This window comes from Rhodopseudomonas sp. P1 (assembly GCF_039642825.1).
GTDB classification, from domain to species: Bacteria; Pseudomonadota; Alphaproteobacteria; order Rhizobiales; family Xanthobacteraceae; genus Rhodopseudomonas; species Rhodopseudomonas palustris_H.
The window spans coordinates 2,129,359-2,151,111 of the sequence record NZ_CP088006.1; the positions used below are offsets into that span (position 1 = coordinate 2,129,359).

The 21,753-nt window shown below is 66.1% G+C and carries 19 protein-coding genes; 9 read left to right on the forward strand and 10 right to left on the reverse strand.

The genetic code is table 11. The features are described 5' to 3' along the window. Nucleotides 1–63: 63 nt before the first annotated feature. The 3 genes from oxlT to LRC39_RS09880 all read right to left on the reverse strand — a co-directional run bounded on the left by oxlT (nt 64) and on the right by LRC39_RS09880 (nt 3,680). Nucleotides 64–1,356: an oxalate/formate MFS antiporter gene (gene oxlT, locus LRC39_RS09870; RefSeq protein ID WP_107355133.1), complete on the reverse strand. Its 1,293-nt coding sequence runs from the start codon at nt 1,354–1,356 to the stop codon at nt 64–66. 167 nt (nt 1,357–1,523) lie between these two features. Continuing rightward, the gene (frc, locus tag LRC39_RS09875) at nt 1,524–2,801 is read right to left on the reverse strand and encodes a formyl-CoA transferase (RefSeq protein ID WP_346297125.1); all 1,278 of its coding nucleotides are present in this window, start codon (nt 2,799–2,801) and stop codon (nt 1,524–1,526) included. A 147-nt stretch (nt 2,802–2,948) separates the two neighbouring features. Then, complete coding sequence (locus LRC39_RS09880) at nt 2,949–3,680, reverse strand: GntR family transcriptional regulator (protein ID WP_164634647.1); 732 nt, start codon at nt 3,678–3,680, stop codon at nt 2,949–2,951. A 330-nt stretch (nt 3,681–4,010) separates the two neighbouring features. Between LRC39_RS09880 and pqqA the strand changes: the two genes are divergently transcribed. The 5 genes from pqqA to pqqE all read left to right on the forward strand — a co-directional run bounded on the left by pqqA (nt 4,011) and on the right by pqqE (nt 7,397). Further along, nucleotides 4,011–4,091 carry a pyrroloquinoline quinone precursor peptide PqqA gene (pqqA, locus tag LRC39_RS09885; RefSeq protein ID WP_013503240.1) on the forward strand — a complete coding sequence of 27 codons (81 nt, stop codon included), beginning with the start codon at nt 4,011–4,013 and terminating at the stop codon, nt 4,089–4,091. A 130-nt stretch (nt 4,092–4,221) separates the two neighbouring features. Next, nucleotides 4,222–5,148, forward strand: coding sequence for a pyrroloquinoline quinone biosynthesis protein PqqB (gene pqqB / locus LRC39_RS09890; RefSeq protein WP_346297126.1), 927 nt, complete (start codon nt 4,222–4,224; stop codon nt 5,146–5,148). Further along, the gene (gene pqqC / locus LRC39_RS09895) at nt 5,145–5,909 is read left to right on the forward strand and encodes a pyrroloquinoline-quinone synthase PqqC (RefSeq protein ID WP_346297127.1); all 765 of its coding nucleotides are present in this window, start codon (nt 5,145–5,147) and stop codon (nt 5,907–5,909) included. Before pqqB ends, pqqC begins: the two co-directional genes overlap by 4 nt. Nucleotides 5,910–5,913: 4 nt before the next feature. Next, nucleotides 5,914–6,222: a pyrroloquinoline quinone biosynthesis peptide chaperone PqqD gene (gene pqqD / locus LRC39_RS09900; protein ID WP_346297128.1), complete on the forward strand. Its 309-nt coding sequence runs from the start codon at nt 5,914–5,916 to the stop codon at nt 6,220–6,222. Beyond that, the gene (pqqE, locus tag LRC39_RS09905) at nt 6,219–7,397 is read left to right on the forward strand and encodes a pyrroloquinoline quinone biosynthesis protein PqqE (RefSeq protein ID WP_346297129.1); all 1,179 of its coding nucleotides are present in this window, start codon (nt 6,219–6,221) and stop codon (nt 7,395–7,397) included. Before pqqD ends, pqqE begins: the two co-directional genes overlap by 4 nt. Nucleotides 7,398–7,647: 250 nt before the next feature. On the opposite strand, the gene LRC39_RS09910 is transcribed toward pqqE, so the two are convergent. Genes LRC39_RS09910 through LRC39_RS09920 form a run of 3 tightly spaced genes read right to left on the reverse strand, consistent with a single transcriptional unit; the run spans nt 7,648 to nt 10,756 of the window. Then, on the reverse strand, nt 7,648–8,523 hold the full coding sequence (locus LRC39_RS09910; RefSeq protein WP_346297130.1) for an HlyD family secretion protein: 876 nt from the start codon (nt 8,521–8,523) through the stop codon (nt 7,648–7,650). Between the two features lie 11 nt (nt 8,524–8,534). After that, nucleotides 8,535–8,744 (reverse strand): DUF1656 domain-containing protein, encoded by a 210-nt coding sequence (locus LRC39_RS09915; protein ID WP_011157507.1) that lies wholly within the window; start codon nt 8,742–8,744, stop codon nt 8,535–8,537. Next, a complete protein-coding gene (locus LRC39_RS09920; protein WP_346297131.1) occupies nt 8,744–10,756 on the reverse strand; it encodes an FUSC family protein in 2,013 nt (670 codons plus the stop codon). Before LRC39_RS09920 ends, LRC39_RS09915 begins: the two co-directional genes overlap by 1 nt. 161 nt (nt 10,757–10,917) lie before the next feature. Between LRC39_RS09920 and LRC39_RS09925 the strand changes: the two genes are divergently transcribed. After that, the gene (locus LRC39_RS09925) at nt 10,918–11,598 is read left to right on the forward strand and encodes a TetR/AcrR family transcriptional regulator (RefSeq protein ID WP_346297132.1); all 681 of its coding nucleotides are present in this window, start codon (nt 10,918–10,920) and stop codon (nt 11,596–11,598) included. 260 nt (nt 11,599–11,858) lie between these two features. On the opposite strand, the gene LRC39_RS09930 is transcribed toward LRC39_RS09925, so the two are convergent. The 4 genes from LRC39_RS09930 to LRC39_RS09945 all read right to left on the reverse strand — a co-directional run bounded on the left by LRC39_RS09930 (nt 11,859) and on the right by LRC39_RS09945 (nt 16,468). Next, the gene (locus LRC39_RS09930; RefSeq protein WP_346297133.1) at nt 11,859–12,968 is read right to left on the reverse strand and encodes an S-(hydroxymethyl)glutathione dehydrogenase/class III alcohol dehydrogenase; all 1,110 of its coding nucleotides are present in this window, start codon (nt 12,966–12,968) and stop codon (nt 11,859–11,861) included. A 98-nt stretch (nt 12,969–13,066) separates the two neighbouring features. Further along, nucleotides 13,067–14,590, reverse strand: coding sequence for an ATP-binding protein (locus LRC39_RS09935; RefSeq protein WP_346297134.1), 1,524 nt, complete (start codon nt 14,588–14,590; stop codon nt 13,067–13,069). A 125-nt stretch (nt 14,591–14,715) separates the two neighbouring features. Further along, nucleotides 14,716–15,732 (reverse strand): LLM class flavin-dependent oxidoreductase, encoded by a 1,017-nt coding sequence (locus LRC39_RS09940; protein WP_346297135.1) that lies wholly within the window; start codon nt 15,730–15,732, stop codon nt 14,716–14,718. A gap of 112 nt (nt 15,733–15,844) precedes the next feature. Continuing rightward, nucleotides 15,845–16,468 carry a TetR/AcrR family transcriptional regulator gene (locus LRC39_RS09945; protein ID WP_107355145.1) on the reverse strand — a complete coding sequence of 208 codons (624 nt, stop codon included), beginning with the start codon at nt 16,466–16,468 and terminating at the stop codon, nt 15,845–15,847. A gap of 79 nt (nt 16,469–16,547) precedes the next feature. Between LRC39_RS09945 and LRC39_RS09950 the strand changes: the two genes are divergently transcribed. The 3 genes from LRC39_RS09950 to LRC39_RS09960 are packed head-to-tail and all read left to right on the forward strand — an operon-like array spanning nt 16,548 to nt 21,753. Further along, nucleotides 16,548–17,636, forward strand: a complete 1,089-nt coding sequence (locus LRC39_RS09950) for an efflux RND transporter periplasmic adaptor subunit (RefSeq protein ID WP_263991352.1) — start codon at nt 16,548–16,550, stop codon at nt 17,634–17,636. Beyond that, entirely contained in the window at nt 17,633–18,706 is a 1,074-nt protein-coding gene (locus LRC39_RS09955) for an efflux RND transporter periplasmic adaptor subunit (RefSeq protein ID WP_346297136.1), read from the forward strand. The genes LRC39_RS09950 and LRC39_RS09955 overlap by 4 nt, the downstream gene beginning before the upstream one ends. Further along, on the forward strand, nt 18,703–21,753 hold the full coding sequence (locus LRC39_RS09960) for an efflux RND transporter permease subunit (protein WP_107355148.1): 3,051 nt from the start codon (nt 18,703–18,705) through the stop codon (nt 21,751–21,753). The genes LRC39_RS09955 and LRC39_RS09960 overlap by 4 nt, the downstream gene beginning before the upstream one ends.

Below are 21,753 nucleotides of genomic sequence, written 5' to 3' on the forward strand. Positions count from 1 at the left end.
CCGATCGGCCACGCCGCGGTGACACCAGATCGGTCTGCGGCGCGGGCGTTGCCGCCGCGCCGATCAGACCATTTCGCTCTTGGCGACGACGCTGCGCCGCCAAGGTTTGAGCACCAGCAACGCGAGCAGCGACGCCAGGATGTTGGCGGCGGCCGCGAGCAGGAACACCAGGTCCCAACTGCCGCTCGATTGCTGCAGCGAGTTGGCGAGCGGCACCAGCAGCGCCGCGGTGCCCTTGGCGGTGTACAGCAGCCCCGCATTGGTGGCGGCGAACTTCGCCCCGAAGGTGTCGGTGCAGGTCGAAGGGAACAGCGAGTAGATCTCGCCCCAGGCGAAGAACACCAGGCCCGACAGCAGCACGAACCAAACCGGATCCTGACCCAGCGCGTACAGCGCGTAGATGCCGATGCCTTCGAGCCCGAACGCGATGAACATCGTGTTCTCGCGGCCGATCTTGTCGGAGATCCAGCCGAAGAACGGCCGCGTCAGGCCGTTGAGGATGCGATCGAAGGTCGCCGCGAAGGTCACCGCCGTCATGGTCATCGCCATCAGCGTGACGGGCGTGTCGGCGATCTTCCAGTCGGCGGCGATCGGTTTCAGGTTGGCGGTGACCATCAGCCCGCCGGCGCCGACGATCACGAACATGAAGTACATCAGCCAGAACACCGGCTGGCGCAGCACTTCGGTCGGCCGGTAGTCGCGCCGCGTCTGGAACACGTTGGCGTTGCGGGTGGGCGAGGGCACCTGTCCCGGCTTCGGCGCCAGCAGCAGCAGCGACAGGAACACGATCACGATGCCCTGGCCGAGACCGAAATACATGAAGGTGGTCTGAAAGCCGGAGTCGCGGATCATCGCCTGGATCGGCGCCACGGTGAGCGCCGAGCCGGCCCCGAAGCCCGCCGCCGTCAATCCGGCCGCTAGTCCCCGCTTGTCCGGAAACCATTTCAGCGCGTTGCCGACGCAGGTGCCGTACACCGCACCGGCGCCGATGCCGGCGACGATCATGCCGAGGTAGTAGCCCGACAGCGTCGTCGCCTGCGCGTTGATCGCCCAGCCGATCGCACACAAGATGCCGCCGATCAGCACCACCAGACGCGGGCCGTATTTGTCCACGAACCAGCCCTCGATCGGCACCAGCCAGGTCTCGAACAATACGAAGAGGGTGAATGCCCATTGGATCGAGGCGCGGTCCCAGCCGAAGGTTTTCTGAATGTCGGGGACGAAGAACGTCCAGCCGTATTGGTAGTTGGCGATCATCACCATCGCGCCGACGCCGATGGCGAGTTGCGTCCAGCGATAGCTCTCACTCACGCGCCGCGTCTGCGCGGCGGCCACCCCGTGCACCGTGTCCGTCATGTTTCCTCCGTGAGCCGGCGCCTCTGTCGGGAGCCGTACCGTCGCATTGTGATCGTGCTAATCACCAGGCGCAAGGAGGGAAATAACAACCTGACTTGTTATGACATGCGGACGAGTTAGTCCGACCGCGCCCATGGTATCCGGGCGCGGCGAATGCGATGCAGCAATTACTCCGCCGCTTGCTTGCGCGGCGGGGCGGTCGCGCCGGAATCGTGGATCTCGGCGACGTGCGCGTCGCTGTAGCCGAGGACGTCGCGCAGGATTTCGTCGGTGTGCTCACCGAGCAGCGGCGAGCGCTTCACCTCGGTGGGGGAGTCCGACAGCTTGATCGGGTTGCCGACCGACAGATACTTGCCGCGGGCCGGGTGATCGACTTCGACGATGGTGCCGGTGGCGCGCAGCGACTGATCCTCGGCGAGTTCCTTCATCGACAGGATCGGGCCGCAGGGGATGTCGTCGGCGTTGAGGATCTCCATGGCCTCGAACTTGGTCTTGGTCATGGTCCACTGTTCGATCCGCGCGAAGATCTCGTTCAGCCGCGACAGCCGCGCGGGCGGCGTGGCGTAGTCCGGATGGGTCTTCCAGCCGGTCTCGCCGATCACGTCGCAGATCTTCTCCCATACCGGGGCCTGGGTGATGACGTAGATGTAGGCGTTCGGATCCTGCTCCCATCCTTTGCACTTCAGGATGCGGCCGGGCTGGCCGCCGCCGGAATCGTTGCCGGCGCGCGGCACCGCGTCGCCGAACGGGATGCCTTCGCCGAACTGGCTGTATTCCTTGAGCGGGCCGTGGGCGAGGCGCTGCTGATCGCGCAGCTTGACGCGGCAGAGGTTCAGCACGCCGTCCTGCATCGCGGCGGTGACGCGCTGGCCGCGGCCGGTCTGGTGGCGCTGATACAGCGCGGTGACGATGCCGAGCGCGAGATGCAGGCCGGTGCCGCTGTCGCCGATCTGCGCGCCCGTGACCAGCGGCAGGCCTTCGCGGAAGCCGGTGGTCGAGGCAGCGCCGCCGGTGCACTGCGCGACGTTCTCGTACACCTTGCAGTCTTCATACGGACCGGGACCGAAGCCCTTGATCGAGGCGACGATCATCCGCGGGTTGATCTCCTGGATCTTCTCCCAGGTGAAGCCCATGCGGTCGAGCACGCCCGGGCCGAAATTCTCCACCAGCACGTCGCAGGTGCGGATCAGCGCGGTCAGCACCTCCTTGCCCTTCGGGTTCTTGGTGTCGAGCGTGATCGACCGCTTGTTGTGGTTCAGCATGGTGAAATACAGGCTGTCCACTTTCGGGATGTCCTGCAGCTGACCGCGGGTGATGTCGCCGCTGCCGGGACGCTCGACCTTGATGACGTCGGCGCCGAACCACGCCAACAGCTGCGTGCAGGTCGGGCCGGATTGGACATGGGTGAAGTCGAGAACGCGAACGCCGTCGAGCGCCTTGGTCATCTGGTTACTCCGTGGTGTTCAATTTCTTGTCGAGGTTAGCTCTCAGTTCGTCATTGCGAGGAGCGAAGCGACGAAGCAATCCAGCGGCCCGTGCTTGCGTCCTGGATTGCTTCGCCTTCGGCTCGCAACGACGTGGATAGGCGTGCGTCAGGCGAACAGCTCCTGGCCGTGAGTCTCGACGTAAGCCGCCAGCCGCAGCGTGTGATCGCGCGCCAGCTTCTCGGCGAGTTCGGTATCGCGGGTTTCGAGCGCCTCGATCATCGCCAGATGCTCGGGCAGGGAGGCGGCGATGCGCTCCTTGCGGCCGATGGTGAGCTGGCGATAGCCGCGGACGTGGATCAGGATGTCGTTGGTCATGTCGACCAGCACCGGCGACTCGCTCAGCGAGATCAGCGTCTGGTGGAACACGATGTTGGCGCGGGAATATTCGTCGATGTGATCCTGCGGCAGCCGGTCCGGACCGAACTCCTTGAACACGTCGCGCAGCGCCGCAATGTCGCGCTTGCGCGCCACGATGGTGATCAGCCGCGCCGCCATGCTCTCCAGCGCCGCCCAGGCGCGGATCATGTCGACAATCTCGGCTTTGGTCCGGCGCACCACGATGATGCCGCGGCGCGGCACCGCCTTCACCAGGCCTTCCTGTTCGAGCATCGCGATCGCTTCACGGATCGGCGTGCGGCTGACGCCGAGCTTGTCGGACAGCGCGCGCTCATCGAGCATCACCGGCTCGGGCGTGGTGTAGATGTCCATCTTCAGGATCGCCTGCTTCAGCGCCTCATAGGCCTTGGTCTTGAAGCTGGTCTCCGGCGCGAGCCGCATGATGCCGAGCTCGGGCTCGGCGGGCGTCTCGTTCGGAGTGGGGCGGGCACGTGCGATCATGGAGTCCTCAGGCGGGTGGAGGGCCGCCGTCGACCCAGCTCTGGCATACCAGATGCCAAGCGGTCAAGGCGTTCTCAGGGGAGTTTGTGCGTTCGCGGAGTGTTCGCGGGACGTTCTGGCATGCCAACATTCGGAAGTGCCGGTGGTCCGCTTTGCCGGCGGGAAGCGGAGGCTCGATCAGGGTCAGAGGCGATTGTCCTCCGTGTTGGTCGGGTGTCGCTCACCGTGGAGTGATCGCTGCACCGCGCAACGCTGTTTGCTTGCGCGGGTTAGGAAGCAGACCTATCCTCACTCCATTGCGGCATCAGACCAGCAAATCGGGAGGACCTCATGGCCTGGAAGAAACCGGAAATCGTCGAGATCGCGGTCGGCATGGAAATCAACATGTACGCCTGCGCGGCGCGCAAGTAATCGAATCGCAGCTTCGTTGTGACGATGGCACACGGCGCGGCCGGCAGTCTCTGTCGGTCGCGACGGTGAGCGTTTGTGAGTCGTCGTTGAAGACTAGGTCGTCGTTGAAGACTTGAGTGGAAGGCGGTCGATGCTGCGGGTGATCGTTCTCGGCGCCGCAGCCGGCGGTGGAGTGCCACAGTGGAATTGCGGCTGTCAGGTCTGCCGCGCGGCCTTTGCCGATCCCGAACTTCGCCGTACCCAGGCGTCCGTGGCACTCAGTGCAGACGGCGCCCACTGGTTCCTGATCAACGCCGCCCCGGATGTACGCCAGCAGATCATTGCCACGCCGCAGCTGCATCCGCGTGCCGGTGCGCTCCGCCACAGCCCGATCGCCGGCGTGATCCTGACCAATGGCGAAGTCGATGCCGTCGCTGGCCTGTTGTCGATGCGCGAGGGCTCGCCGTTCACGATCTATGCACACGCCAAGGTGCTGGCGATCCTCAAGGCCAACAGCATCTTCAACGTGCTGAATGAAAAGCTGGTTGCACGGCAGCCGATCGCGGTCGATCAGCCGTTCGCCCTTCGGCTGCTGGACGGCGCGCCGTCCGGCCTCGAGGTGACCGCCTTTACGGTGCCTGGGAAGGGCGCGTGGTATCTCGAAGGCCAGACCCATCCCGGCGGTGCAGACGGCGAGGGCGATACGCTCGGGCTGACCATCACCGAGACAGCAACTGGCCGGACGGTGCATGTGCTGACCGCGTGCGCGCGCGTCACCGACGACCTCAAGGCACGGCTCGCCGGCGCGCCGCTGGTTCTGTTCGACGGCACGGTGTGGCGCGACGACGAACTGATCGCGGCCGGCCTCGGCACCAAGACCGGACAGGCGATGGGACACATCGCGATGGCGGGCCATGATGGCGCGATCGCTGCGCTGGCAGATCTTGGCATTGGGCAAAAGCTGTTCGTCCATATCAACAATTCCAACCCGGCGCTGCAGACTCGCTCGGCCGAGCGTGGGCAGATCGAAGCGGCCGGCTGGCAGATCCCGGCGGACGGCACGGAGGTGACGCTGTGAATGCGATGACCGCGTTTTCGCTGAACGGCGCCGCGCCGCTCGCGAATGCCGATGAGCTGGAAGCGGCGCTGCGCCAGATTGGTGCGGCGCGCTATCACAATCTGCATCCGTTTCATCGCCTGCTGCACGGTGGCAAGCTCAACAAAGGCCAGGTGCAGGCCTGGGCGCTGAATCGCTACTATTATCAGAGCTCGATCCCGATCAAGGACGCGGTGGTGATCTCGCGATTTCGCGACCGCGCCACCCGCGTCGAGTGGCGGCACCGGATCGAGGATCACGACGGCGATCTGGGTAGCGAAGGCGGCATCGAGCGCTGGCTGAAGCTGACCGAAGGGCTCGGCCTCGACAGCGCTTATGTCGAATCCACCCAAGGCATTCTGCCGGCGACGCGGTTTGCGGTGGACGCCTATGTGCATTTTGTCCGCGACCGCACACCGCTGGAGGCGATTGCCTCGTCGCTGACCGAGTTATTTGCGCCCAATCTGCACGAGGAGCGGATCTCCGGGATGCTGGCGCATTACGACTTCGTCAACCCACAGATCATGAGCTACTTCAGGCGCCGGCTGGAACAGGCGCCGCGCGACGCCAACTTTGCGCTGATTTACGTCAAGCAGCACGCCACCACTCCGGCGGAGCGCGAAGCGGTGTGCAACGCGCTGATCTTCAAGACCAACGTGTTGTGGGCGCAGCTCGACGCGCTGCATCATGCTTATGTCGATGGCCACATCCCGCCCGGCGCGTTCGTGCCGCAAGGGTCTTGAGCCGATGGCGCCGCGCCGCATCAGCGTTTCCGAGACGAGCCGCCCGGTGCTGCCGCGCCACGCCCGGCTGAAGTTCGACGACACGCGGCAGCGCTGGGTGATCCTGGCGCCGGAGCGGGTGCTGGCGCCGGACGAGATCGCGGTCGAAATCCTGCGGCTCTGCGACGGTGCCCGTGACGTCGCGGCGATCATCGATGCGCTGGCGGCGAAGTACACCGCGGGCCGCGCCGAGATCGGCCGCGACGTGGTGGCGATGCTGCAGGACCTCGCCGACAAAGGCTTTCTCACCGAGGCGCGGGAGACGGCGCCGTGACCGAGGCTGCCACCAGCGTTGCCGCTTCCGATGGCGTCGCCGTGCTGGAGAAGCCGGGCAGCGTCGCCGAGACGTTCGGGATTCCGCTCGCGGTGCTGCTCGAGCTGACCCATCGCTGCCCGCTGCAATGCCCGTATTGCTCCAATCCGCTGGAGCTGGAGCGCGGCGGCGCGGAGCTGTCGACCGACGAGTGGAAGCGGGTGCTCAGCGAACTTGCGAGCATTGGCGTGCTGCAGGTGCATTTCTCCGGCGGCGAGCCGGCCGCGCGCAAGGATCTGGTCGAGCTGGTGCGTCACGCCACCGAGGTCGGGCTCTACACCAATCTGATCACCTCCGCGGTGCTGCTGAGCCGCGAGCGGCTGGCGGCGCTGGCCGATGCTGGGCTGGCGCATGTGCAGATCAGCTTTCAGGGCAGCGAGGCTTCGCTGGCCGACCGCGTCGGCGGCTTTGCCGGTGGCCACGCCAAGAAGCTCGAGGTCGCGCGCTGGACCCGCGAGCTCGATCTGCCGCTGACCGTCAATGCGGTGATGCACCGGCAGAACCTGCACCTGCTGCCGGACATCATCGAGATGGCGGTGCAGCTCGACGCCGATCGGCTCGAAGTCGCCAATGTGCAGTATTACGGCTGGGCGCTGAAGAACCGCGCCGCGCTGATGCCGACGTTGCAGCAGATCGAGGATTGCACCGCGACGGTCGAGGCCGCGCGCGACCAGCTGAAAGGCGTGCTGGCGATCGACTATGTGATTCCGGACTACTACGCGGCGCGGCCGAAGAAGTGCATGGGGGGCTGGGGCCGGCAGTTCTTCAACGTCTCGCCGAGCGGCAAGGTGCTGCCGTGCCATGCCGCCGAAACCATCACCGGGCTCGACTTCCCCTCGGTAAGGGGCGGCGCGTCGATCGCCGAGATCTGGCGGAACGCCGAGGCGTTCAATCGCTATCGCGGCACCGGATGGATGCAGCAGCCCTGCGCCAGCTGCGCCTTCAAGGAGATCGACTTCGGCGGCTGTCGCTGTCAGGCCTTCGCACTCGCCGGCGATGCCGCCGCGACCGACCCAGCCTGCGCGCTATCGCCGCTGCACGAGCGCATCTTCAAGACTGCAGAAGCGGAGGCCGCGTCCGGCAGCGACCGCTTCCTGTATCGCAATTTCGCGGGTGGGACGGCCGAGGGCGCGTAGCGCAGCCTCTCTTTCGTCATTCCGGGGCGCTCACGCAGTGAGCGAGCCCGGAATCTCCACCACAAATACAATCCCTCCGTCGTCATTCCGGGGCGCGCGTAGCGCGAGCCCGGAATCCATAACCACCGGCTTTTGTTTCTTGGCAGAGCTTCGCCGCCTCAGTGCGTCACCGCGAGTCCAGGGACACTGGATTCCGGACTTGCGCGTACCGCGCAATCCGGAATGACGGAAGATAGGTCGTGCAGCGCTGTCAGCCGCCGCGGCGCTCAATCACCACCGTGGCGGTGCGGCCGACGACGAGGCGGACGTCGGGCGGCACCTGGTCGAGCGCGATGCGTACCGGGATGCGCTGCGCCAGCCGCACCCAGTTGAAGGTCGGGTTGACGTTCGGCAGCAGCTTGGCGCCGGCACTGCGGTCGCGATCCTCGATGCCGCCGGCGATGCTCTGGACGTGGCCGTAGAGCGGATTGCGCTCGCCCATCAGCCGCACCTCGGCACGGTCGCCGACCTTGATCGACGACAGCTTGGTCTCCTCGAAATAACCATCGACGTGCAGGGTCGCCTGGTCGATCAGCGCTGCGACGCCGCTGCCGGCGTTGACATAGGCGCCGGGGCGCAGATCGAAATTGGTGATCAGTCCGCCGACCTGAGCGCGGACCTCGGAGCGGTCGAGGTTGAGCTTGGCGAGGTCGCGGTCCGCGATCGCCTGGTGCAGCGCCGCTTCGGCCTCGGCCTGGGTCGCGGTGATCTGCTCGCGTTTCTGTTCGGTGACGGCGTCGCTGCTGAGATTGCGATAGCGCGCCAGATCCTTATTGGCGGCGTCGAGCGCGGCGACGCGGCCTTCGACCGCGGCTTCGGCCTGGCGCAGCGCCAGAGTGAAGCGCTCGCGATCGATCCGGAACAGGATGTCGCCTTTCTTCACCACCTGGTTGTCGACGACCAGCACCTCCGAGACGAGGCCGGAGACGTCGGGCGCCACCGCGACGACGTCGGCGCGGACGCGGCCGTCGCGGGTCCACGGCTCGATCTCGTAGTGCACCCACAGCCGCCAGCCGATCAGTGCGGCGACCAGGACGCCGAGCGTGGTGACGCTGAGGCGGACGAGCAGAAGCGGAGTTTTTCCCATGGCTGGCCCTTTCATTGCGGCCACCCCGAAACCAGACCGAGAGCGACGAACACGATGACGACGAAGATGGTGAGATTGAACAAGGTGTGATGCCAGACGAGGTGATAGAAGTTGAGCCACACCAGCAGGCGCGACACCAGGCTGGTGAGAATGAAGGCCGCGGCGGCGCAGATCAGGATGGTCGGCACGAACACGCCGAGGATGTTGAGTTCAGCAGTCATCAGGCGGCCTCCTGAAGGGCGAGGCGCGGCGGCTTCGCGGTCGGAAACAGGCAGCGGCGCAGGCCGACCAGGCCGAGCACCGCGCGCCGCGCCGTGCCGCTCGGCTCGTCGCGTACCGCGGCGAGGGCGCGGTCGAGGGTTCTGAGCAGTCCGGCCGGCGGCGTTGCTGACGCCGATGCGTAGTGCCGCTCCAGCCGGATCAGCAGCAGCTCGAGCCGGCGACGGGCGCCGCGCGACAGCTCAAGTCGTGCCCGGTGCAGGTCGAGAATGTTGAAGCCGGCGCGCAGCTCGCGCAGCGCTTCCGGCATGGTGTGGCCGGCGGCGGCGGCGCGGGGCGCCAGCAGCATCATCCGGTCGATCATCAGGCCCGCGACGCTGGCGCGCTGGTTCTCGCTGCTGATATCGGCAGCCTGCGCCAGCGTGGCGCGGTTGGCGTTGATCAGGCGCAGCGCGCTCCATTCGGCGCCGACAGGCCGCAGCACGGCGGTGACCAGCGCGGCGAGGCCGGTGCCGGTGACCACGGCGACGGTCGAGTTCAGGAAGCTCGCGGTATCGAAGGTGTACATTTCCTGCAGCGCGATCAGACTGCCGGTGTTGACGGCGAGGCCGAGGCCGATCGGATAGGTCGCGGGCGCGCCCATCAGCACGCCGTACAGAATGAACGCGGGCGCCAGCACCAGCGCCAGGCTTTCGAAATTGTGCACCGCCGGCAGGATCAGCAGCAGATAGGCCGCCGCAGCAAAAGCGGCCACGATGGTCCATTTGGTCAGACCGACAATCGACGGATACGGATCGTCGCGCGCGGCGAACAGGCTGGTGCCGACCGTCGCCATCATCGCGGCGGTGCCGCCGGCCGGCCAGGCGCACACGATCCAGAAGGTGCAGCAGGTGATCACAGTGAACAGCGTGACGAACGCGGCGAGCAGCGCCATGCCGTGGTCCTGGTGCTTCACCACCGCGACATGCTGTTCGATCGGATAGTGCAGGGGCGCATCGAGCGTCGTGGCGTTGCCGGTGGTCGCCGCAGCCAGCGCAATACAGTCGGATTGGATGTTGAGCAGATCCCGAAGCCGCATCAGCAGTCCGAGCTCGAGGAGGTCGCGCCAGGTGCCGCGATGCGGGTGCCGATCGATCTCGGCCTGAACGTCCGCCAACAGGGCATCACGGACCGCGGGGTCACCGGGCTCGTCGCCTTCCATCCAGATGCGGGTGCGCTCCACCAGCGTCGCGACCGGGGCCGAAGGGCCGCCCAGCGGCTGCAGTTCGTCGAGGCGATCGGCGACCGATGACATCACCGGCAACAGCAGCAGCATCCGCGGCTGCAATTGCTTAATCCAACGCGTCGCGCTCTGGTCGAGATTAGTGTCGTAGCTGAGGAAGGTGACGAGGTTTTCGATGTCGGCGGAGTCGGCGGCGACCTGCAGTCGATGGGTTTCGGCCGCCGGGCTTTTGTTCAGGCTGACGGCGTCGCGAACGCTGGCATGGGCGTGCTTGAACCAAGCTTTGACGCGCTGCGCCGCGAGCGGGCCGACCGAGCGCGGAAACACCACGCTGGAGACCACGGCCGCGCAGGTGATGCCGAGCACGATTTCCTCGGTCCGCGCCAGCGCGATGTCGAAGATCTGGTTCGGCGTATCGACGGTGGGAAAGCCGATCAGCGCGGTGGTGTAGCCCGCCAGCATCGCCACGTAGCTGCGCGGCGAGCGGTCGAGCACCGACACGTAGATGCACAGCGCCGACCATAGCGCGATCGCGAGCACGAGCAGCGGCGGCGCACCGGCGAGATTGGGCACGATCGCCACGGCGACGCAGGCGCCGATCAGGGTGCCGAGGACGCGAAACACCGCCTTCGACCGCGTCGTGCCGGAGAGCGGATGCGAGGTGATGTAGACCGTCGCCACCGCCCAATATGGCCGCGGCAGATCGAGCCACAGCCCGATCGCCATCGCCAGCATCGCAGCGGCGAACGTCTTGAACGCAAACAGCCATTGCTGCTCGTCGGGCAGCGACATCGGCGGAAATCCTAGATTCCGAAAGGAGGGGCGCGCGGCGCCTTCTCGGTTGAAAGGGCTGGTATCTGGCGCGGCCTTTACATAAATGACCATGGGGTCATTTTATGTCAAGATGACGACCCGCCAGAATTGTGCCGTGCTTCATCGCTCAGGACGCGACCATGCCTAAGCCCAATCAAACGCCTGCAAAAACGCTGACCAGCAATGCGGCGGTTCGTTCTAAACGGGTCGCGCGCGGGCCGAGCCCGGACAAGACCGCGCAAACCAAAGCGAGCATCGTGCGGGCCGCACTCGCGGAGTTTCTCGACAAGGGATTTGCGGACGCCACCATCGCGGGCGTGGCGCAGCGTGCGGGCGTGGCCAAAGGCACGCCGTATCGTTACTTCGCCACCAAGGAAGCACTGTTCGCCGGCGTGGTGCAGCAGGAGCTGGTCGGCGCGCTCGGCGATATCCTGGAGGAGAGGCGCGGGCGCGACGAGAGTGTGCAGGCGTTCCTGCGCCGGACGCTGCTGATCGCGCTCGGCGAGATCGAGCGCAAGGGACGGGCGGCGATGGCCCGGCTGGTGATCGTCGAGGGCGTGCGGTTTCCGGCGCTGGTCGAGATCTATCGCCGCGAGATGTTCGATCCGGTGCTCGACCAGATCAAACGATTGGCGCCGGTGGCGCGCCGGCGCGGGGAGCTGCCCGACGATCGGTTGATCCGCCACCCGCATCTGCTGATCGCGCCGGTGTGGATGGGCATTCTCAACAACCAGCTGATCGATCGTGACCATCCGGTCGACATCGCGGGGCTGTTCGAGGCGCAGCTGGAGTTGATGTTTTCCGGCGAGGCAGGGCGGTGAGGGACGAACAGGACTTTGGCCGCTTTCGTCCCAAGAGAGCCAGACGTCGTGAATTCGGGCTGGCGGCAGGACAATGGCTCCGTCATTGCGAGGAGCGAAGCGACGAAGCAATCCAGCTCAGTGCATCGAGCCACTGGATTGCTTCGCGGAGCCTGTCATCGGGCCGGCCAGAGGCCGGACCCGTTGGCTCGCAATGACGTGGAAGCTGTTCGCCCTTTCGCTAGATATCCGGGGTCGCTTCGATCAGGTGATGAACCGCTCTAGAACACCACCACCGAACGGATCGACTTACCTTCGTGCATCAGATCAAAACCCTTGTTGATCTCCTCGAGCTTCAGCACATGGGTGATCATCGGGTCGATCTCGATCTTGCCGTTCATGTACCAGTCGACGATCTTCGGCACGTCGGTGCGGCCGCGGGCGCCGCCGAACGCGCTGCCCTTCCAGACGCGGCCGGTGACGAGCTGGAACGGGCGGGTCGAGATTTCCTTGCCGGCTTCAGCGACGCCGATCACCACCGACAAGCCCCAGCCGCGATGGCAGGCTTCGAGCGCCTGGCGCATCACATTGGTGTTGCCGGTGCAGTCGAACGTGTAGTCGGCGCCGCCGTCGGTGAGCCCGACGAGATGCTGGACGATGTCGCCGTCGACCTTCTTCGGGTTGACGAAATGGGTCATGCCGAAGCGGCGGCCCCATTCTTCCTTGTCGTCGTTGATGTCGACGCCGACGATCTTATCGGCACCGACCATCTTGGCGCCCTGAATCACGTTGAGGCCGATGCCGCCGAGCCCGAACACCACGACGTTGGAGCCGGGCGTGACCTTGGCGGTGTTGACCACTGCGCCGACGCCGGTGGTGACGCCGCAGCCGATGTAGCAGCTCTTGTCGAACGGTGCGTCCTCACGGATCTTCGCGACTGCGATCTCCGGCAGCACGGTGAAGTTCGAGAACGTCGAGCAGCCCATGTAGTGATAGATGGTCTGGCCCTTGTAGCTGAACCGCGAGGTGCCGTCCGGCATCAGGCCCTTGCCCTGCGTGGCGCGGATCGCGGTGCAGAGGTTGGTCTTCTGGCTCAGGCAGCTTTTGCACTGCCGGCATTCCGGCGTGTACAGCGGAATGACGTGATCGCCTGGCTTCACGGAGGTGACGCCGGCGCCGACTTCGCGGACGATGCCCGCGCCTTCATGGCCGAGGATCGAGGGAAAGATGCCTTCGCTATCGAAGCCGTCGAGCGTGTAGGCGTCGGTGTGGCAGATGCCGGTGGCCTTGATCTCGACCAGCACCTCGCCGGCCTTCGGCCCTTCGAGATCCAGCTCGACGATTTCGAGCGGCTTCTTGGCCTCGAACGCGACGGCGGCCCGTGTCTTCATGGCGATCCTCCTGGCATCGACGAAACTGCGATTGCCTCTCGTATCGCAAATCGGCGCGCCGACTTGAACCGTTTTCTAGCCTGGTGAGGCGACGGGGCTCACGCCGAGGCGGCGCGGCAATCGTCTTCGAGCGGCAGATCGTCGGGCGCGTTGGGATCGCCGGGGGCGGTGGCCCAGGCGAGTTCGACCAGCGTCACGGTGCGGCGGCCGGCGCCGTCGAACTGGCAGACGATCAGGCCCTGTTCTTCGATGTAGGTCAGCAGGCGCCGGGCGCGGCGCAGCGAGTGGGTGCCATAGGCCCGCGCGATCGCGGCGTCGCCGGGGCAGGGCCAGCCTTCCTTGGCGGCGCGGGCGATGATCATGAACACGCCCTGCATATCATCGGGCAACGTGGAGGCGCGCAGCGTCACGTCCTGCCACGCATCATCGGCCGCCATCTCGGTGGTGAGGCCGGCGCGCGCGTGCGTCAGCATCCGGCGAAACTCGGTCATGTCCGGGATCGCGGTGGCGAGGCCTTCGATCCGGCAGCGCACCACGAACTCCTGATACAGCACGCCGATCGCGCGGAAGCCGGCATCCGGCTCGGCCAGGATCGCGCGCAGGATACGGTCGAGCCGTTCGCGGCGCTCGGCGATCTGTTCGTCGCTGAGCGGCGGCGCTTCCGGCTCGGGCGTGGTGTCGATCGCGACCGACTTCGCCGCCATCAACTGGCTGAGCAGATCCGGCGCGGGGGCGCGGCGCTGGGGCCGCGTTGCCGTGGCCTCCGGCGGCGGTGCGGCGAGGATCACGGCGCGCGCGTCTTCCAGGCCGGCTTCCGGCAGCGGCATCAGGCGCGGCGTCGAGTTGCGCGGATGGGTTTCGGTCGGCCCGATCCGCAAGCCGAGCGGCCGGCGCGACAGCGCCGGGCCGAGCGCCATGAACTGGCCGCGTTCGAGATCGCGAAACGCTTCGGCCTGCCGCCGCTCCATGCCGAGCAGATCGGCGGCACGCGCCATGTCGATGTCGAGGAAGGTGCGGCCCATCAGGAAGTTCGAGGCTTCGGCCGCGACGTTCTTGGCGAGCTTGGCGAGGCGCTGGGTGGCGATCACACCGGCGAGGCCGCGCTTGCGGCCGCGGCACATCAGATTGGTCATCGCGCCGAGCGACAGTTTGCGCGCTTCGTCGGAGACTTCGCCGGCGACGGCGGGCGCGAACAGCTGCGCTTCGTCGACCACCACCAACATTGGGTACCAATGGTCGCGCGCGGTGTTGAACATGCCGTCGAGATACGCCGCCGCGCGGCGCATCTGGTTCTCGGCATCGAGCCCTTCAAGATTGAGCACCGCCGAGACGCGATGGATGCGGGCGCGCTCGCCGGCAACCTGCAGGCCGCGCTCGGTGTGGTCTTCGGCGTCGATCACGAGATGGCCGAATCGCTCCGCGAGCGTGACGAAGTCGCCTTCGGGATCGATGATCGCCTGCTGCACCCAGGGTGCGCTCTGCTCAAGGAGGCGACGCAGCAGATGCGACTTGCCCGAGCCGGAATTGCCTTGCACCAACAGGCGCGTCGCCAGCAGTTCCTCGAGATCGAGAGCCGCGGTTGCGCCTGAATTGGTTTGCCCCATTTCGATCGCAACGGTCATGGCTCGGCCCGAGGTCTCCTTTCGCGAGCAGGGGGCTTAACAACCTGGGCGCGCCGCGTCGAGCACCTGCGGCGGTTCCGCCCGGTGTTATGCACGCACATCAGCGTTGCGTGACAAGCCGCGAATCAGCGCCAGCCGAGCGCCGGTGCAATGTGGGTGAGCACGGCCTCGATCACATGGGCGTTGTAATCGACGCCGAGCTGATTGGGGATCGTCAGCAACAGCGTGTCGGCTTCGGAGATCGCCGCGTCGGCCTTGAGCTGTTCGATCAGCGCGTCGGGCTCAGCCGCATAGGAGCGGCCGAAGATCGCGCGGGTCTGTTCGTCGAGATAGCCGATCTGATCCTGCTGCTGGCCTTCGCGGCCGAAATAGGCGCGGTCGCGATCGTCGACCAGCGGGAAGATGCTGCGGCTGATCGAGACGCGCGGCGTGCGGCTGTGCCCGGCCTGTTTCCACGCTTCGCGATAGGCGCGGATCTGCGCCGCCTGCTGAACGTGAAACGGCTCGCCGGTCTCATCGTTCTTCAGCGTCGAGCTCTGCAGATTCATGCCGAGCTTGGCGGCCCACACTGCGGTGGCATTGGAGCCGGCGCCCCACCAGATCCGGTCGCGCAGGCCTTCCGAATACGGCTCGAGCCGCAATAGACCGGGCGGATTGGGAAACATCGGCCGCGGGTTGGGCTGCGCGAAGCCCTGGCCGCGCAAGAGGTCGAGCAGCACTTCGGCGTGGCGGCGGCCCATGTCGGCATCGCTCTCGCCCTCGGCCGGCTGATAGCCGAAATAGCGCCAGCCATCGATCACCTGCTCGGGCGAGCCGCGGCTGATGCCGAGCTGCAGCCGGCCGCCGGAGATTAGGTCGGCGGCGCCGGCATCCTCGGCCATGTACAGCGGATTCTCGTAGCGCATGTCGATCACGGCGGTGCCGATCTCGATGCGCTTGGTTCTGGCGCCGATCGCGGCGAGCAGCGGGAAGGGCGAGGCGAGTTGCCGGGCGAAATGATGCACGCGGACGTAGGCGCCATCGGCGCCGAGCTGCTCGGCGGCCTGCGCCAGATCGATGGTCTCCAGCAGTGCATCGGCAGCCGAACGCGTGCGTGACTGCGGCGACCAATGGCCGAACGAGAGAAAACCGATCTTCTTCATGGAGACAGCCCTGACGATGTGAAGGCTGTAGATAGTGCGCCTGCCGCCTCAGAAAAGCCTTCGATGAAGCATGGCTTGGATTGATCATCACACGCGTGTTGCGCGTGATGCGTCAATCTTTCGCCAGGCCGCGCAGCAGTAGGTCGACGCTGGCTTCGGTGAAGGCGACGAAATCGACTTCCTTGCGGGTGCCGAATAATAGCGACCACAGGCTCAGCAGCACCGCGGGACTCATCACGATCTCGGTGAAGCCTGTGGCGGGTGCATTGCGGAATTCGCCGGCGGCGACGCCCTGGTCGATGACTTCCCTGAACTGATCGATGATCGGCGCGACGAATTCCTCGTAGTGACGGTCGACCAGATCGGGAAAGCGGCCGCCTTCGGCGATCAGGAAGCGCAGAATTTCGCGTGACTCGCGGTTCTCCGCAATGTGGCCATAGGTGAAGGCGATCAAGCCGCGCAGCCGCTCGGTGGCGGAGCCGGGGAGGGTGAGCGCGTAGTCCTTCAGGCCCGGCAGAAACGATTGCGATTTGTGCCGGACCATCTCTTCGAACACCCGCTCCTTGGTGTCGAAGTAAAAATAGATCGTGCCCTTGGTCACGCCTGCGCGTGCGGCGACGTCCTCGAGACGGGTGGCTGCATAGCCATGCACGACGAATTCCTCGAACGCGGCGTCGAGGATTTCCGATGGGCGCTCGGCTTTGCGGCGGGCGCGTTTGGTGACGGCAGGCGGCATGGGGCGAACTCCGATCACGTAGTTTTACTATTGACTTTCGAGTCAGTCAATAATATTGCACTGCAATGCGCTTGATCGAATGGGCGAATTCCTGATGCTTTGGCTCAGACCCGTGGTGCTGCTGATGGTTGCCGCCTCTCTGGCGGGATGCGGCGAGGAGGCCCGGCGGGAACGCCCGGTGACGCTGGTGAAGACCGAGGTGGTCCACACCCAGCCCCGCAGCACGGTCATTCGGGTGACCGGCGACGTTCAGGCCCGGGTTTCCACCGAATTGTCGTTCCGGGTCAGCGGCCGGGTGGTCGAGCGCCTAGTCGACGTCGGCGCCCACGTCAATGCCGGCGATCTGCTGGCGCGGCTCGATCCGACCGAACAGCGCGCCGATCTGGTCGGCGCCCAGGCGGCGCTGACCGCTGCCGAAGCCCAACTCCGCCTCGCCACCGCGACTTACGAGCGCCAGAAGACGCTGATGGGGTCCGGCTTCACCACGCGTGTCGCCTATGACCAAGCGCAGGAGGGGTTGCGCGCGGCCGAAGGTTCGGTCGACACCGCCAAGGCGCAACTCGGCATCGCTAAGGATGCGCTCGGCTACACCGAGCTGCGCGCCAGTGCGGCCGGCATCATCACTGCACGCAACGTCGAAGTCGGTCAGGTCGCGCAGTCGGCACAGTCGGCCTACACGCTGGCCGAAGACGGCGCCCGCGACGCGGTGTTCGATGTCTATGAGGCGATCTTCCTGATCCCGGTCGGCAGCGACACCATCAAGCTGTCGCTGGTGTCGAACCCGGCGATCACCGCCTTGGCCAAGCCGCGCGAAATCTCGCCGACGGTCGATCCGAAGACCGGTTCGGTCCGCGTCAAACTGTCGATCGAAAACCCGCCGCCCGAGATGACGCTCGGCAGCGTCGTGGTCGGCGAGGGCTTCAGCCAGACGCTGGACAAGATCGTGCTGCCATGGAGCGCGCTCACCGCCGATCAGAGCGGCGCCGCGGTGTGGGTGGTCGATCCGAAGACCCATACGGTGTCCCTCAAGAGCGTTGCGATCGAGCGCTACGAGACCGACGCGATCGTGGTCAGTCGCGGCCTGTCGATCGGCGATCGCGTCGTGGTCGACGGCGGAAAGATGCTGCGTCCCGGGCAGGTCGTTGCCGATGCGGGAGGCGCCGCATGAGCGCGCCACGTTTCGTTGCGGTGATCGCGGCTGCGCTGCTGCTGACCGGCTGCAACGACAAATCGGAAACCAAGCCCCCGGTGCGGCCGGTGATGTCGACGGTGATTGCGCCGCTGCAGGCGACTAATCTTGCCGTCGTCGGCACGGTCGAGCCGCAATTCAAGACCGACTACGGGTTTCGCATGCTCGGCCGGCTGATCGCTCGCCCGGTCAATATCGGCGACGTCGTCGAGAAGGGCCAGACGCTGGCGGCGGTCGATCCGTTCGCGGCTGAACTTGCGGTGCGCTCGGCGCAGGCCGATCTGGCGACCGCGCAGGCGCAGCTCGTCAATGCCAGCGGCACCGCCAACCGGCAACGCGCGCTGATCGAGACCGGCGCCACCACCAAGGCGACGCTCGACAGCGCCGAGCAAGGCGACGCCGCCGCGCAGGCTGCGGTGGTCCGCGCCCAGTCGGCGCTGACCAAGGCGCGCGAGCAATTGAGCTATACCAAGATCGAGGCGCAATATGCCGGCGTCGTCACCGCGGTTGGGGCGCAGGTCGGTCAGGTGGTCAATCCCGGCCAGATGGTTGCGACCGTTGCGCGGCCCGATATTCGTGAGGCGGTGATCGACGTCGCCGACGATCTGGTCGGCGTGCTGAAGATCGGCACGCCGCTGACCGTGGCGCTGCAGCTCGATCCGCGCGTCCGCGTCGAAGGCAAGGTGCGCGAGATCGCACCGCAGGCCGATCAGGTCACCCGCGCGCGCCGGGTCCGCATCACGCTGGAAAATCCGCCCGAGACGTTCCGGCTCGGCACCACCATCACCACGCTGATCCCGGGCAAGCCGAGCCGCGGCTTCCGGCTGCCGGCGACCGCGATCCTGCGCCAGGGCGATCAGGCCAGCGTGTGGGTGATCGACACCGCCAAGGGATCGGTCACTAAGCGCAGCGTGCAGGTCGCGCCGAGCGACAATGGCACGGCTCAGGTCACCGATGGGCTCGAGGCCGGCATGCGGATCGTCACCGCCGGCGTCCATCATCTGCAGGAAGGCCAAATGGTCCGGTTCGAACGGGAAGTCACGCCGTGAAGTCGTTCAATCTCTCCGACTGGGCGCTGCAGCACCGTTCGCTCGTCTGGTACTTCATGATCGCCTTCATGGCGGCCGGTCTGTTTTCGTATCTCGACCTCGGCCGCGAGGAAGACCCGGCGTTCACCATCAAGACCATGGTGATCCAGGCGAAGTGGCCCGGCGCCTCGGCCGAGGAGACCACCCGGCAGGTCACCGATCGGATCGAGAAGAAGCTCGAGGAGTTGGAGTCGCTCGACTACACCAAGAGCATCACCACGCCCGGCGAGACCACGGTGTTCGTCAATCTGCGAGACACCACGAAGGCGCGCGATGTGCAGCCCACCTGGGTGCGCGTGCGCAACATGATCAACGACATCAAGGGCGACTTCCCGCAGGGCGTGGTCGGCCCCGCCTTCAACGATCGCTTCGGTGACGTGTTCGGCAACATCTACGCGTTCACCAGCGACGGCCTGACCCAGCGCCAGCTCCGCGACAAGGTCGAAGAAGTCCGCGCCAAGGTGCTGCAGGTGCCGAATGTCGGCCGTGTCGACATCGTCGGCGCCCAGGACGAAGTGATCTTCCTCGAATTTTCGCCGCGCAAAGTCGCGGCGCTCGGCCTCGACCAGCGTACCATCGTCAGCTCGCTGCAGGCGCAGAATGCGATCACGCCGTCGGGCGTGCTGCAGGCCGGGCCGGAGCGGATCAGCGTCCGCGTCAGCGGTCAGTTCACCTCGGAAGAAAGCCTCAAGGCGATCAATCTCCGGGTCAACGACCGCTTCTTCCCGCTGACCGATGTCGCCACAATCCGGCGCGGCTACGTCGATCCGCCGACCTCGCTGTTCCGCTTCAACGGCGAGCCGGCGATAGCGCTGACGATCGGCATGAAAGCCGGCGCCAACCTGCTGCAGTTCGGTGAGGCTCTGAAAGAGGAGATGAAGCGGATCTCCGCCGATCTGCCGGTCGGCGCCGAAGTGCATCTGGTGTCGGACCAGCCGCAGATCGTCGACGAGGCGGTGTCGGGTTTCACCCGGGCGCTGTTCGAGGCGGTGGCGATCGTGCTGGTGATCAGCTTCATCAGCCTCGGCATGCGCGCCGGCCTGGTGGTGGCGATCTCGATCCCGCTGGTGCTGGCGATCACCTTCATGGTGATGTCCTATTCGGGGATCTCGCTGCAGCGGATTTCTCTCGGCGCGCTGATCATCGCGCTCGGCCTGTTGGTCGACGACGCCATGATCGCGGTCGAGATGATGGTGGCGCGGCTCGAGGTCGGCGACTCGCTCGCCAAGGCCGCGACCCATGTTTACACCTCGACTGCGTTCCCGATGCTGACCGGCACGCTGGTGACGGTGGCGGGCTTCATTCCGATCGGGCTGAACAACAGCGCGGCGGGCGAATTCACTTTCACGCTGTTCGTGGTGATCGCGGTGTCGCTGCTGACATCGTGGATCGTCGCGGTGCTGTTCACGCCGCTGCTCGGCGTTACCATCCTGCCCGACAAGATGAAGAACCACCACGAGACCAAGGGCCGGTTCGCGACGATGTTCAGCCGGATGCTCGGCTTCTGCATGCGGCACCGCTGGCTGACGATCGGACTGACGCTGGCCGCTTTCGCGCTGTCGCTGGTCGGCATGGGTTTCGTGCAGCAGCAGTTCTTCCCGAATTCGGACCGCAAGGAACTGATCGTCGACTGGAACCTGCCCCAGAACAGCTCGATCGCCGAGACCAACGCGCAGATGGCCAAGTTCGAGCGCGAAGCGCTGACCGGACGGCCGGGCATCGACCACTGGTCGACCTATGTGGGGCAGGGCGCTCCGCGCTTCGTGCTGTCGTTCGATGTCGAGCCGTCGAACGCCACCTTCGGCCAGATGGTGATCGTGACCAAGAGCCTCGCCGACCGCGACAGGCTGCGGCCGGAGCTGCAGGCTTACTTGCGCAAGACCTTCCCGGGCACCGACGCGCTGGTGAAACTGCTCGACATCGGTCCGCCGGTGGGACGGCCGGTGCAGTATCGCGTCAGCGGCCCGGACATCGCCAAGGTGCGCGGCTTCGCGCAGCAGCTCGCCGGCATCGTCGCCGCCAATCCGCATCTCGGCGAAGTGGTGTTCGACTGGATGGAGCCGGCACGGGTGATCAAGGTGGACGTGCTGCAGGACAAGGCGCGTCAGCTCGGCGTCACGTCGGAAGACATTGCCTCGACGCTCAACGGCATCCTCGACGGCGCGACCATCACCCAGGTGCGTGACGACATCTATCTCGTCAACGTGCTCGGCCGCGCCAATGACGCCGAGCGCGGCTCGATCGAGACGCTGCGCAACCTGCAACTGTCCGGCGGCAGCGGCCAGACAGTGCCGCTCGCCGCGGTCGCGACGTTCCGCTACGAGCTGGAGCAGCCGACGATCTGGCGCCGCGCGCGGCTGCCGACCGTCACGGTCAAGGCCAGCGTGATCGACGAGGTGCAGCCGGCGACGGTGGTCGAGCAGCTGAAGCACTCGGTCGGCGAGTTCACCGCCAAGCTGCCGGTCGGCTATTCGGTGACCGTCGGCGGCGCGGTGGAAGAGAGTGGCAAGTCGCAAGCGCCGATCGTCGCGGTGGTGCCGATCATGCTGTTCGTGATGGCCACCGTGCTGATGATCCAGCTGCAGAGCTTCCAGCGGCTGTTCCTGGTGTTCGCGGTGGCGCCGCTGGCGCTGATCGGCGTGGTCGCGGCGCTGCTGCCGAGCCGTGCGCCGCTCGGCTTCGTCGCCATCCTCGGCGTGCTGGCGCTGATCGGCATCCTGATCCGAAACTCGGTGATCCTGATCGTGCAAATCGAGCAGTTGCGCAGCGAGGGACGTCCACCTTGGGATGCGGTGACGGAAGCGACCGAGCACCGGATGCGGCCGATCATGCTCACCGCGGCGGCGGCGAGCCTGGCGCTGATCCCGATCGCGCGTGAAGTGTTCTGGGGACCGATGGCCTACGCGATGATGGGCGGCATCATCGTCGGCACGGTGCTCACCCTGTTGTTCCTGCCTGCGCTGTACATTGCGTGGTTCCGCATCAAGGCGCCGACACAAGAGGCTTAG